Origin of the sequence: Maribacter sp. Hel_I_7 (genome assembly GCF_000688315.1) — a bacterium.
GTDB lineage: Bacteria > Bacteroidota > Bacteroidia > Flavobacteriales > Flavobacteriaceae > Maribacter > Maribacter stanieri.
In genome coordinates, this window is the sequence record NZ_JHZW01000003.1 from 1,479,507 (window position 1) to 1,491,866 (window position 12,360).

General features: G+C 32.2%; 13 protein-coding genes. 8 read left to right on the forward strand and 5 right to left on the reverse strand.

The window, feature by feature from the left end; all coding sequences use genetic code 11:
• Positions 1-240: 240 nt before the first annotated feature.
• Positions 241-702, forward strand: a complete 462-nt coding sequence (locus P178_RS0118235) for a pyridoxamine 5'-phosphate oxidase family protein (RefSeq protein WP_027067585.1) — start codon at positions 241-243, stop codon at positions 700-702.
• A 62-nt stretch (positions 703-764) separates the two neighbouring features.
• Here P178_RS0118235 and P178_RS0118240 read toward each other — a convergent pair whose 3' ends face one another.
• Entirely contained in the window at positions 765-1,523 is a 759-nt protein-coding gene (locus tag P178_RS0118240; RefSeq protein WP_027067586.1) for an RNA polymerase sigma factor, read from the reverse strand.
• A gap of 147 nt (positions 1,524-1,670) precedes the next feature.
• Here P178_RS0118240 and P178_RS0118245 point away from each other — a divergent pair, with 147 nt between their 5' ends.
• Positions 1,671-4,184 carry a cation-translocating P-type ATPase gene (locus P178_RS0118245; RefSeq protein WP_027067587.1) on the forward strand — a complete coding sequence of 838 codons (2,514 nt, stop codon included), beginning with the start codon at positions 1,671-1,673 and terminating at the stop codon, positions 4,182-4,184.
• On the opposite strand, the gene upp is transcribed toward P178_RS0118245, so the two are convergent.
• The 3 genes from upp to P178_RS22345 all read right to left on the reverse strand — a co-directional run bounded on the left by upp (position 4,179) and on the right by P178_RS22345 (position 6,350).
• Positions 4,179-4,835: a uracil phosphoribosyltransferase gene (gene upp, locus P178_RS0118250; RefSeq protein ID WP_027067588.1), complete on the reverse strand. Its 657-nt coding sequence runs from the start codon at positions 4,833-4,835 to the stop codon at positions 4,179-4,181. The two genes, P178_RS0118245 and upp, sit on opposite strands and share 6 nt — an antisense overlap.
• A 108-nt stretch (positions 4,836-4,943) precedes the next feature.
• The gene (locus P178_RS0118255) at positions 4,944-5,705 is read right to left on the reverse strand and encodes an SDR family NAD(P)-dependent oxidoreductase (RefSeq protein WP_027067589.1); all 762 of its coding nucleotides are present in this window, start codon (positions 5,703-5,705) and stop codon (positions 4,944-4,946) included.
• Positions 5,706-5,711: 6 nt separating this feature from the next.
• On the reverse strand, positions 5,712-6,350 hold the full coding sequence (locus P178_RS22345; protein WP_051638352.1) for a WG repeat-containing protein: 639 nt from the start codon (positions 6,348-6,350) through the stop codon (positions 5,712-5,714).
• 307 nt (positions 6,351-6,657) lie between these two features.
• Here P178_RS22345 and P178_RS0118265 point away from each other — a divergent pair, with 307 nt between their 5' ends.
• Genes P178_RS0118265 through P178_RS0118275 form a run of 3 tightly spaced genes read left to right on the forward strand, consistent with a single transcriptional unit; the run spans position 6,658 to position 9,235 of the window.
• Positions 6,658-7,503 (forward strand): universal stress protein, encoded by an 846-nt coding sequence (locus P178_RS0118265; RefSeq protein ID WP_027067590.1) that lies wholly within the window; start codon positions 6,658-6,660, stop codon positions 7,501-7,503.
• Positions 7,504-7,519: 16 nt separating this feature from the next.
• Positions 7,520-8,362, forward strand: coding sequence for a universal stress protein (locus P178_RS0118270; RefSeq protein ID WP_027067591.1), 843 nt, complete (start codon positions 7,520-7,522; stop codon positions 8,360-8,362).
• A 33-nt stretch (positions 8,363-8,395) separates the two neighbouring features.
• Complete coding sequence (locus P178_RS0118275) at positions 8,396-9,235, forward strand: universal stress protein (protein ID WP_027067592.1); 840 nt, start codon at positions 8,396-8,398, stop codon at positions 9,233-9,235.
• Positions 9,236-9,271: 36 nt separating this feature from the next.
• Here P178_RS0118275 and P178_RS0118280 read toward each other — a convergent pair whose 3' ends face one another.
• On the reverse strand, positions 9,272-9,571 hold the full coding sequence (locus tag P178_RS0118280; protein WP_027067593.1) for a thioredoxin family protein: 300 nt from the start codon (positions 9,569-9,571) through the stop codon (positions 9,272-9,274).
• A 112-nt stretch (positions 9,572-9,683) separates the two neighbouring features.
• Here P178_RS0118280 and P178_RS0118285 point away from each other — a divergent pair, with 112 nt between their 5' ends.
• From P178_RS0118285 to P178_RS0118295, 3 genes are all read left to right on the forward strand, one after another.
• Positions 9,684-10,517 (forward strand): universal stress protein, encoded by an 834-nt coding sequence (locus P178_RS0118285; protein ID WP_027067594.1) that lies wholly within the window; start codon positions 9,684-9,686, stop codon positions 10,515-10,517.
• Between the two features lie 5 nt (positions 10,518-10,522).
• On the forward strand, positions 10,523-11,371 hold the full coding sequence (locus P178_RS0118290; protein WP_027067595.1) for a universal stress protein: 849 nt from the start codon (positions 10,523-10,525) through the stop codon (positions 11,369-11,371).
• Positions 11,372-11,435: 64 nt separating this feature from the next.
• Complete coding sequence (locus tag P178_RS0118295; RefSeq protein WP_027067596.1) at positions 11,436-12,275, forward strand: universal stress protein; 840 nt, start codon at positions 11,436-11,438, stop codon at positions 12,273-12,275.
• Positions 12,276-12,360 lie beyond the last annotated feature (85 nt).

Here is a 12,360-nt window from a genome sequence, read left to right on the forward strand (position 1 = left end):
CAATTAAAAAATTAGAACAACTTCAAATCTATTCTTTTTTTTGGAAAGCTATATCTATTACTAGTACTCTAAAAGTGCTAAACATTTCTCTCAAAAAAGTAATTATTAAAAATAAAGCTTAACCATAGATATTGTCCTCTTATATTAAGATTTAATGGTAGTTCTATCATAACTGACCAATATCATGTTCAACTACCGCTATGATCTATACTTTTAAGGCATCATAAATAATAATAGGTCATGAGAAGAAATTTGGATAAAAAGGAATGTGTAGCGCTCCTGGAAGAAAACTACGTTGGCAGATTAGCTTATATTTCAGGTGGATCTCCACATATTGTACCTATAACCTATTTCTATGACCCAGAAACCAATTCAATAACCAGCTATTCTTCTGAAGGTCATAAAATACAGGAGATGAGAAAAAACATAGCTGTTTGTTTGTCCATCGACGAAATAGCTTCTATCTCTAATTGGAAATCTTTGTTGGTTCAAGGTACTTTTGAAGAACTTTCAAGTATTGATGCCAAACATATGTTACATCAATTTTCTGATGGGGTAAAAAATGTGATTCGTAAAAAATATGGTGAGAACCCCAATTGTATTAGTGAGTTTTCAGCCAAAATAGATACCGAAGATGCACCCATTGTTTTTCGAATTCATATTACAGAACTAACTGGAAAAATTAGAATAACAGATATCTAAATATTAGATTGCTTTAAAAACAGTATAAAAAAAGCTCTCATTTAAAATGAGAGCTTTTTTATTTAATTACTTTGAAACAGAAATCGTTTTTCAAAACTGTCTTTTAATAATTTTCTTGCAGAGGACAATAAGTCTTCTACTTGACTAAGTGTTGCTTTCCGTATTTCTGCAATTTCTTCTGTAGTTAACCCTTCATTTGCATAGAGTTCAAAAACTGTTCTCATTGGCATATTCATTTTATCAAGTACTAATTGAATATGACGGTAAATACGTTCTTTGTTCAAAGATTCATCCAATTTATCTGCCAGTTGTTTTTCTTCTTCCGTTATAAAAACCTGGTTAAGAGAATAGTTACTCTTATCAACAGATTTATCATCAAGCTCCTCTAGAAGTAAGAAATCACCGTCGCCATCTTGGGTATAGTTTTCTTCCATAGCATCCCATTCTGGTTTAGAATAGGTATCAATATTATCAAAAAACACATGATCAAACTCCTCCTCTACCAAACTATCCTCTAATAATTCATCTACTTTTTTAAATAGAAAAATGTGTAATTCATTTTCCGTTTTTATATCATCTATATTGTCATAAACTTCTATAAATAATTGATCTGTAAAATCATTGGGATTAAACATTCCCTTATTCAATTTACCATTAGCAACCGCACTATTAAGTCTTTTAGAGACATACCTATATATTTGAGGTAATACCTTTAGTAATTCGGAATTAAAGGATTCTCTATTCTCCTTACGTTTAAAAGAAACCAACTTAGAGTATGTTTCTTTCATAATTATGCGCACATCGTTTATTACAGTTTCCATTTGATTATTATTCTATTATTAGTTGTATAAATTTGAGGTTATTTTGCTTCATATAATATGATAAATATCAGTGAACTAACTAAAGATTTCAGATACTTTAGTATCTTATTGTTCTAACACTTACTATCTGCAAATCAATAACAGTTCATGATCAACCCTTCAGACTTCGGTATTGCCGGACTAACCAATGAGCAAGTGAATGCTTCGAAAAAAGAGCATGGCACAAATACTTTTAACTATAAAAAAGAAAACAGCTTTTTAGATGCACTTAAAAGTATTGTTAAAGAGCCAATGGTTATTCTTTTACTCATTGCTTCTTCAATCTACTTTATAACCGGTAACTGGGGCGACGGCATATTTTTAGCTTCTGCTATTATTTTAGTTGGTTCCATATCACTGTATCAAGATTCTAGAAGTAGAAAGGCATTGGAGAATCTTGAAAAATTAACGCACCCAAAAAGTAACGTAATACGTAATGGTACCGTTGTTGAAATTGATAGTCAAGATATTGTTGTGGGCGATTATCTCATGGTTGAAGAAGGCACTACCGTTTCTGCCGATGGTGTCATTGTACATTCCAATGATTTTTCTGTAAACGAGTCTATTTTAACCGGAGAATCGCTTTCCGTCTATAAAAACTCCAATAGTTCCGATAATTTAATTTTTACTGGAACTACTGTTGCTAGCGGACTCGCCATTGCCCAAATATCAGCTATTGGAAATTTTACAAAACTTGGTAAAATCGGAAAAAGTCTAGAGAATATTAACGAGGAAAAAACGCCCTTAGAACTCAAGATTTTCAACTTCGTAAAATTGATGTCCATTTGGGGTGGTGTCATATTTCTTTTGGTCTGGCTAATTAATTATATACGTTCTGGTGTTATACTAGATAGTTTATTAAAAGCTTTAACCCTTGCAATGAGCATACTACCCGAAGAAATTCCTGTGGCATTTACCACTTTTATGGCTTTAGGTGCATGGAGATTAATGAAAATGGGTATTGTAGTCAAACAAATGAAAACTGTAGAAACCTTAGGTAGTGCTACCGTTATCTGTACTGATAAAACCGGCACTATTACCCAGAATAAAATGGCTTTGGCAAAGCTGTTCACCTTAGAAACCGGATCTGTCATAAACGCTAAAGATGATTTAGGTGCAAATGAAAAAGAACTAATTACCATATCTATGTGGGCTAGTGAACCTATACCTTTTGACCCCATGGAAATTACTTTACATGATGCCTATAAAAAAATAACTTCCTTAGATGAGCGTACGAACTATAAAATGGTTCATGAATATCCATTAGGTGGTAAGCCACCCATGATGACCCATGTATTTAAGAATGCGAAAGGAAAACGAATAATAGCTGCTAAAGGTGCACCAGAAGCTATAATGGCAGTATCTAACCTTACCCCTTCTGAAATAAAGATAATTCAAGAAACTCTTGTCAATTTAGGAAAAGACGGTTATAGAATGCTTGCCGTGGGTAAAGCAGTTTTTGACGAGGATACTTATCCAGAAAAACAACAAGATTTTAAATTTGATTTTAAAGGAATTGTTGCATTTTATGATCCACCAAAAGATAATATTTCGCAAGTTCTTAAAGATTTTGAAAGTGCCGGTATTAAAGTTAAGTTGGTAACTGGTGATAACGCCAATACTGCTATGGCAATTGCTAAACAGATTAATTTTAAAGGTTATGAAAAATGTATTTCGGGTGATGAATTAATGAAACTCACCGATGCTGAGTTGCAAGAAAAAGTGAAGCATATCAATGTTTTCTCACGCATGTTCCCCGATGCCAAATTGAGAATTGTAAATGCATTAAAGAAAAACAATGAAGTAGTTGCCATGACAGGTGATGGTGTAAATGACGGACCAGCACTTAAGGCTTCGCACATTGGTATTGCTATGGGTAAAAAAGGAACTGAAATAGCAAAGCAAGCCGCTTCTTTGATTTTGGTAGACGATGATTTATCTAAAATGGTAGACGCTGTTGCCATGGGAAGAAAAATATATACAAATCTTAAAAAAGCAATTCAGTATATCATCTCAATTCACATTCCCATCATTCTTACAGTATTTATCCCTTTAGCATTACGGTGGATATACCCTAACATATTCTCCCCGTCACATGTCATTATTCTAGAGTTAATTATGGGACCTACTTGTTCTATAATTTTTGAAAACGAACCTTTAGAAAAGAATTTGATGTTCAAAAAACCTAGACCATTTTCAACTACATTTTTCAACTATAAAGAACTTACCACTAGCATTATGCAAGGTATTGCCATAACTATTGGTGCGTTGTTTACATATCAGTACACTATTTACCTTGGGTTCACTGAAAATACCACGCGTACTATGGTGTTTATGGTTTTAATAGTTGCAAATATTTTTTTAACCTTGGTAAATCGGTCTTTTTATTATTCAATTTTTACCACTTTAAAATACAAGAACAATTTAGTACCACTGATTATTGGCTTAACTATTATATTATCGTTAGCATTATTATATATACCTGCCCTAACCCGCTTTTTTGAATTTGAAAGTCTATCATTTTCTCAGTTAGGTTTAACAATAGCTATAGGTAGCGCTTCGGTAATTTGGTATGAATTGGTAAAATGGAGAAAGCGTTCTAAAATGAACATCTCATCATAGTTTTTGACCATATGCCAAATCGCCGGCATCACCAATACCTGGTATAATATAGCCTCTTGAATTTAGTTCTGGATCAACGGCTGCAATCCATAAATGAGTGTTCTCTGGGAATATATTTTCTATAAAACTAATACCTTGTTTAGATCCAATAACAGATATGATATGAATTGCCGAAGGTGTACCATGACTTTCTTTTAAAGCTAAAAGAACATTTTCTAAGGTTCTACCCGTAGCCAACATTGGGTCTGTTAGTACTAGTACTTTACCCTCTAAAGAAGGAGCAGCGAAATAGTCTACAATAACCTCAAAATCATCATCGTCGCCTTCATGTTTACGAAATGCCGAAATAAAACCATTTTCAGCAGCATCCAAATAATTTAAAAGTCCTTGATGTAATGGTAACCCTGCTCTTAATATGGAACATATGACCACCTGATCATGGCTTAAACTCATAGCTTTGTTTCCTAAAGGAGTTTCTACATTTTGTGGGCTGTATGTCAATTCTTTACTGAACTCATAACATAGTATTTCTCCTATTCGTTCAATATTTCTACGAAAACGCATGGCATCTTTCTGAATCTGCAAATCCCGTATTTCTAATATAAATTGATTAAGAACTGAGTTTTCTTCTCCTAAGTTATGGATGATCATGAATGCTAATTTATTTTCTAAGATACTGTTTTCAAAAATAAAACTTGACATTATAAATGCCACCATTCATCTTGTCAAGTTTTACCAAATCATTTAAATACCAACTAGCTATGCATTTAGCATACCTCCATCAATAAGATGTGTGCAGCCTGTAATGTATTTGCTTTCATCTGAAGCTAGAAACAACGCTATTTCACCTATTTCTTTTGAAGTGGCATAACGCCCAAAAGGTACTGTAGATGTGAATCCGTCTTTAACGGCATCTGGACTATCAGGAGACATATCACTTTCTATTCTACGCATCATATTATTATCTACCGGGCCAGGATGAATCGTATTCACTCTAATTTTGCGTACTGCATTTTCTGCAGCTGCAACTCTCATAACTCCAACAATAGCATGTTTTGTAGCCACATATGCCCCTAAACCTGCAAATCCTTTTAAGCCCGCAACTGATGAAGTTATAATAACACTACCACCTTCTTCCATTTTAGGTATAATGTGCTGGCAACCCAACCAAACTCCTTTTAAATTTACAGCAACTACCTTATCAAATATATCTTCTGGATACTCTGAAATTGGACTTGAAGTACCTTCTATACCTGCATTGGCAAAGAATATATCTATTTTACCATAGGTTTTTAAAGCATGATTAAGAAACTTGATATTATCTTCTTTTTTTGAAACATCAGCTTGGAAAAAGGATACGTTCTTGTCACTAAAATTAGCTCGAGACTCTTCAATAGCTTCTGGGTTATTATCTACCAGAACAACTTTTGCCCCTTGTTCTATAAATAGTTTTGCCGTTGCAAGACCTATACCTCCTGTACCACCTGTAATAACCGCTACTTTGTCTTTTAATCTATTCATGGCAAATTAATTTTTTGTTTCTAATTTATCTATTGACCACCCTTGTTCAGCAGTATGTGTAGCCACTAAATTTTTGTTTAAAATTTTGGCTCCTATTTCTGGCATTTGATACCTTTTTACGGTCATTTGTATGTGGTCTCTTTTCTCAAAATAATCGGTTATTTCACCTGTAGCACTTACACGTACATCAAAAAATTTATACTCGTAAATCTTTAGTTTGAATTCATTTTCTCCTTTAATGGTCTTATCGAAAAGCACCGCAGTTGTAAAACCGTCCTTAAATGGATATATATTTAAAAATTGTGGTTCTATAACCACCTTACCGGATGTATCTATAAAACCAAATACAGGAACACCATCTTCAACAGTTTGCTTAATTAGACACAAGCCTTCATTAAACAAAGGATACTTAACCCCTAAAACACCTTTTTTAGTTTCGTCTGATTTTGGGCTCACATAAATATCATCTCTAAAAGCTATGACCATTTTACCCTCTTCATTAATAAAGCCCCATTGCTTGCCTTTACGTACTGCCGCCAAGCCTTCACTAAAAGGGGCTATTTCGTCAATATTTTTTAAAACTTGTGCAGAAATAGGCAAGGTTACCATTAATGCCATTATCCATAAGATTAATACTTTTTTCATAATTTCTAGTTTTTAGAATGTTCTACTAAAGTATCTTACTAATTAGGTAATTACTATGACGAATATCAGTAATACCAAATCTTATTAATATAATTTGACGATAAAAATTTGCTCTAACAATATACCGTAAGCCATTGTTAATTAGTTTCTTATATTTTTATTTCTATTCTATCAAAAAAATATTTATCCCTTTTTTATCAATCCATTTTATAACCATTAAATAGGTGTAGAATTATAACTGCATGATATTTATCATAGGTTTTTTTGATACCCTCCAATACTTTTAGAGTATCAAAAAAAAATAGCCATGAAAAATATTCTTATTCCTACAGATTTCTCAAGCAATGCAGATCACGCTATTGCCTACGCTATTAATATTTTTAAATGTGAACGTGCTAATTTTTATTTTCTTCATGCGTATGCCGATGAAGTATATGGTCCTTTTCATAATTTTGATAAAGAAGCTTTTGAGAAACAAAGACAAATTCATTCAAAAAGCTCTGAGAATAAACTAACGAAACTTGTTAACGATACAAAGACGAAAACGCATAATCCAATGCATAAATATGAAATGATTTCTTCATTTGAATCTTTGGTCGATGCCCTTAATAATGTTGCAGACTCTAAAAATATCGATTTGATAATTATGGGTACCAGAGGTGCTACCGCAAATTCCAAAATAACCTTTGGTAGTAATACTGTACAAGTTTTCAAATATGTTAAATGTCCTGTTTTGGCTGTTCCTGATCATTATGACTATAGTCAACCTAAAAAAATACTATTTCCAAGCAACTACATGCTACCGTATAAACGCCGAGAATTAAAACTGCTAGATATTTTAGCTGGAGAATTCAAGGCAGAAGTCCATAGCCTTTATATTTCTGATTTTGAGGATTTGAGTTTAAGACAATTGGATAATAAAAAATTCTTGGAAGAATCTTTGCCGCATGCTAGACTATCATTTGTTAGAACTACTGTTGACAATAGAGCTAAAGCAATATTGGCATACATCAACGAAAATAACATGGACTTACTGGTTATGGTAAATTCAAGACATTCATTTTTAGAAGATATGCTTTACCAATCTACCATTGATGAAATAGGGCTCTCCCCTACCATACCATTTTTGGTAATGCAAAATCTGTCCCGTTAACTAAAACTCTACAACCATGAAAAAAATACTTATAACAACAGATTTCTCTGAAAATGCCTGGAATTCAATTTTTACAGCAATAAAATTATATACAGAGGTTGATTGCCACTTTTATATATTACACGCCTTTGAACCCTCTCCTTTAAACTTAATGGGTTCTAAAAATCATCAAAGACTTAGTGTAATCTATGATTCTCTTTCTAAAAACTCCAAAAAAGAATTAGAGGAGATACTAACCTATTTTGCAATAAATCACAAAAATCTTAAGCATCAATTTAGCACACTTTCAAAACCGGGAAATTTAGAAGATGCCGTTGAACTTGCTGTTAACGAAAATGACATAGATATTCTAATCATGGGAACTCAAGGAGCTACTGGTGCCAAAGAGGTGTTTTTAGGTAGCAATACTGTGAAGGTTTTAAAGAAAGTAACAAATATTCCCATTCTTACAGTTCCTTCCGGTTACAATTTTCAAAGCTTGAAATCTGTTTTTTTTGCTACCGATTTTACTTTTCCCTATAAAAAGAATGGATTGGAGCCAATTATTGAACTTTCTAAAATATGGAAGTCGACCATAGAAATAGTGCATGTTTCGGTTGAATTTATCTTGAACGAACATCAAGAGTCAAATAAAGAGGTTTTGAAGGAAAGATTATCTGGTCTTGATTACAAATTTAAAAACTTACCGTTTGAAATTGATGTCTCTAAAAGTATTGACAAGTATGCAGAAAATTCTCATTCTAGCATTCTAAGTTTAATACGCCATCAACATACCTTTTGGGAAAAAGTAATAGGTGAAGCCGTAGTAAAAAAGGTTGCTTTTCATTCTAAAATACCTGTTCTGTTTTTACCACAATAGCCATATTTCTGTTCTAACAATTAAAATTTTACAATGAAACACATATTAATACCCACAGATTTTTCTGATAATGCATGGAACGCGTTGGTATACGGAATTTCCTTTTTTAAAAAGACGCACTGTACCTTTCATATTGTTCATATCAACGCAATTAACACCAATTCTAGTGGTGAAGCAGCTATGTATGTTTCTCCCGATCTTTTAGAGAAAACAATATTGGCGGAAAGTAGAGAAAAACTTAAAGTACTTATTAAGAAAGTTGAGAAACTACCATTAAATACAAAGCATTATTTTAAAACCCAAGCTATCTATGGTTTTCTTACAGACCAATTGAAAGATCAGGTTAAAGAGAAAAATATAGAACTTATAATAATGGGCACCAAAGGTTCTTCTGGTCTTAAAGCTGTGTCTATAGGTAGCAATACCGGTAATGTAATTACCAAAGTGCCATGTACAATTATGGCCGTACCAGAATCTGCTACTTATGAAAGTGTAAAGGAAATAGGTTTACCTTCAGATTTAAATTTAGCTTATGAAATAAAAGTTTTAGATACTATCAAAGACATAATTCTATTAAAAAATTCTGCCTTAAGGTTATTATATATTTCGAGCAAAGGCGAAGAACTGAATACGAACCAAATTAAAATCAAAAAATTTTTATTGGACTATTTTAAAGAAACGGAATGCACCTTTCATGAAGTAACGGGTAAAAAAATAGATGAATCGGTTCAATGCTTTACGGAGAGTAGAAATTTAGATATGTTAATAATGGTGGCTAAAAATCTAAATTTTTTAGAAAGTATTCTATTTAGACCTACGGTAGAAAGAATTAGTTATCATACTAAAGTACCCTTTTTGGTCATACATGAGTAAAATACCTTTTGGTGATCTCTAAAATTAAAAACAGCTTTAAATTCTATCATTTATAGCCGTTTTAATTTCAGCTACGGGCATAACACCAGAGTGTCGCCATAAAGGTTTTCCGTTTTTAAAAAGAATTAAAGTAGGTACACTCTTAACATTATATCTTTTTACTATACCCTTTTTAATCTCTACATCTATTTCTAGACTATTTAGAGCATTACCCATTTCTTCTTGAATCTGCAGAACAGTAGGTTTCATTAATTTACATGGTGTACACCAAGTGGCATAAAAGAATACCAGCGTTGGAACATCTGATCCTATCGATTTCCGAAATTTCTTTTTCATTGCTTTTTATTTAACAACTAATAATAAAGCTAAATAAAAATATTGATGATGACGAATATCATACTATTTGTCATCATCTATTTTTAATTTTAAAGTATTAAATAACAGTACTATGACACGTATTTTATTACCAACAGACTTTTCAGAAAACTCTTTAACTGCCATTCGTTATGGTCTAACACTATACAAAGATTTAAAGTGTTCTTTTTTTCTTTTAAATAGTTACATGCCTCCGGTCTATCATACAGAATACCTAATGGGTAGCCCAGCACAAATTGGTCTTGGAGATATCGTACAACAGAATTCTCAAGATAACCTTGAAAATCTGAAGAAAAAATTAGAAAAAGAATTTGAAAATCCATTGCATACTTTCACTACCCATTCTGCACTTAATGTGCTTTCTAGCGAGGTAGCAAGAACCGTAGAAGCCGAAGGTATAGATGTTATTATTATGGGCACACAAGGTGCTACAGGTGCAAAAGAGATACTATTGAGTACCAACACGGTACATGTTATCAAAAATTCTAAATGCCCAGTATTGGTTATTCCTTCTGGTTTTGAATATGAAGTACCAGAACAAATACTTTTCCCTAATGACTTTGAGGTTTCATTAAATAAAGAAAGCCTGGCTTCTCTTCTTAAAATTGTAAACTCTCACGTGTCGCAAGTAAACGTTATGCATGTTTATACGGGCAATGAACTTACTATTGTTCAAAAGAAAAACAGAGAACAACTTGCTAATGTACTAACTGAAAACGGATTTTTTCACGAGGTAAAAAGTAATGAGATTATTACTGCAATCAATGAATTTCAGATTAAGCAAAAAATAAATTTATTGGTTATGGTGCAAAACAAACACACCTTTCTAGAACGCTTATTTATAGAACCGGTAATTAAGAAAATTGGCTTTCACGTTACCGTTCCTTTCTTAGTAATACCACAATAATAATTATGAAAATTAAAAACATTCTTGTAGCAACAGATTTTTCTAATGAAGCCTATAATGCGCTTTATTATGCTACTCAAATTTTTGCAACGGAACAATGTACTTTCCATATTGTTCATTCATACGATGATATTGTAGTAAGTGCCAAAAGTGCACTATTCACAGGACAGAAAGAGATGGAAAAATTACAAAACTCATCTCAAGAAAACCTTACCAAGACAATGCACAAAATTGTACTTGATACAGAAAATGAATTACATAAATTCAAAACAATATCTAGCAAAGGAAATCTTACTAAAGTAATAGCCAATATCATAGACACCAATGAAATTGACCTCGTAGTTGTGGGTAACAAGGGTAAAACAGGGGCTAAAGAATTATTTATGGGCAGTAATACCATTCAAATTGCAAATACTATTACTAAATGCCCTATTCTAGCCATACCCAAAGAGATTGCCTTTAAACCTGTAAATGAAATAGCTTTTGTTACCGACTATAAAAAAGGGTGTACAAAAAATACTATTTCAATGTTATTGAATATCGCTGCTATAACCGATGCCTCTATTGCTGTTTTACATGTTAATGAAGAAGAATTAATGACAAGTAAACAGGTTTCTAATCAAAAATTATTAGATAAGTGCTTAACTAAAATACCTCATAGTTATGATGAAATCTGGAACTATGCCGACAAAGCGAATGTTATACAAGATTTTATTGTAGAAAGAGATATAAATATACTGGCAATGGCATACCATAGAAGAAAATTCTTTGAACGCTTCTTACATGAGCCGGTTATAATGGATTTAAGTATTTATGCTAAAATCCCATTTTTAATTTTACCCTTACAAGACTGATATTTATCATAGTAATTCATTTGTTTGAACTATACATTTAAGAAATAATATAAATCTGTCACCTATGAATAAGCGTATTTTAATACCTACGGATTTTTCTAAAAATGCTTTAAACGCAATTAGATATACAATTGATTTATATGCTAAATTAAATTGTGATTTTTATTTTTTAAATGTATTTAGTTTTGAACAATACACAACCAATAGTTTAAATATTCCTGAAGAAGGCAGTGCTGTTTTCGAAGAGGCAAAATTAGATTCTGAAAAGAATTTTGTAAAGCTAATAGATACGCTTGCTTTACATATAGACAACCCCAAGCACAATTATTATACAGTATCTACTTCTAATTTTCTATCCGAAGCTATCAAAAATCTAATAGCAGAAAAAGATATAGATTTAGTGGCAATGGGTACAAAAGGTGCTTCCGGAACAAAAGGTGTTCTTTTTGGTAGTAATACTGTTATGGCAATGGAAAAAATCAGGGAATGTCCTGTTTTGGCAATACCTGAGCATGTTTCGTTTATGTCACCAAAAGAAATTGTTTTCCCTACAGATTTTAAAGATGTTTTTAAAAGATCGGAGTTTAGATACCTTATAGAATTGGCTAAAATGCACAATGCAGAAATTGCCATTCTACACCTTGATAAGAAAAAAGAACTGACCGAAACTCAACTAAACAATAAGCAGTTGTTAGCGGCAATTTTTAGTGACACACCTCATCATTTTCATACAATTACAGAAAAAAGTTTAGGTAAGGGTATAGAAAGTTTTATTGAAAGTAGAGATAGTGATATGGTGGCATTCATTAATCGTAAACATTTCTTTTTTGGAAGTGTTTTCTCTAGACCTCTAATTAAAGAAATTGGCTATGACAGTGATGTTCCAATTTTAGCATTGCATTGATTTTAATTTTAGATCGTGATAAGATAATTTTTAAGCATTTTTAGTTGGTTAATGTTTAAAATTAAAACCGTCAAAGAAATCATTT

Bases quoted from the DNA above. Each gene is read 5' to 3' on its own strand.
- P178_RS0118235 (WP_027067585.1), top strand. From the start codon at position 241: ATGAGAAGAAATTTGGATAAAAAGGAATGTGTAGCGCTCCTGGAAGAA.
- P178_RS0118240 (WP_027067586.1), bottom strand. From the start codon at position 1,523: ATGGAAACTGTAATAAACGATGTGCGCATAATTATGAAAGAAACATAC.
- P178_RS0118245 (WP_027067587.1), top strand. From the start codon at position 1,671: ATGATCAACCCTTCAGACTTCGGTATTGCCGGACTAACCAATGAGCAA.
- upp (WP_027067588.1), bottom strand. From the start codon at position 4,835: ATGATCATCCATAACTTAGGAGAAGAAAACTCAGTTCTTAATCAATTT.
- P178_RS0118255 (WP_027067589.1), bottom strand. From the start codon at position 5,705: ATGAATAGATTAAAAGACAAAGTAGCGGTTATTACAGGTGGTACAGGA.
- P178_RS22345 (WP_051638352.1), bottom strand. From the start codon at position 6,350: ATGAAAAAAGTATTAATCTTATGGATAATGGCATTAATGGTAACCTTG.
- P178_RS0118265 (WP_027067590.1), top strand. From the start codon at position 6,658: ATGAAAAATATTCTTATTCCTACAGATTTCTCAAGCAATGCAGATCAC.
- P178_RS0118270 (WP_027067591.1), top strand. From the start codon at position 7,520: ATGAAAAAAATACTTATAACAACAGATTTCTCTGAAAATGCCTGGAAT.
- P178_RS0118275 (WP_027067592.1), top strand. From the start codon at position 8,396: ATGAAACACATATTAATACCCACAGATTTTTCTGATAATGCATGGAAC.
- P178_RS0118280 (WP_027067593.1), bottom strand. From the start codon at position 9,571: ATGAAAAAGAAATTTCGGAAATCGATAGGATCAGATGTTCCAACGCTG.
- P178_RS0118285 (WP_027067594.1), top strand. From the start codon at position 9,684: ATGACACGTATTTTATTACCAACAGACTTTTCAGAAAACTCTTTAACT.
- P178_RS0118290 (WP_027067595.1), top strand. From the start codon at position 10,523: ATGAAAATTAAAAACATTCTTGTAGCAACAGATTTTTCTAATGAAGCC.
- P178_RS0118295 (WP_027067596.1), top strand. From the start codon at position 11,436: ATGAATAAGCGTATTTTAATACCTACGGATTTTTCTAAAAATGCTTTA.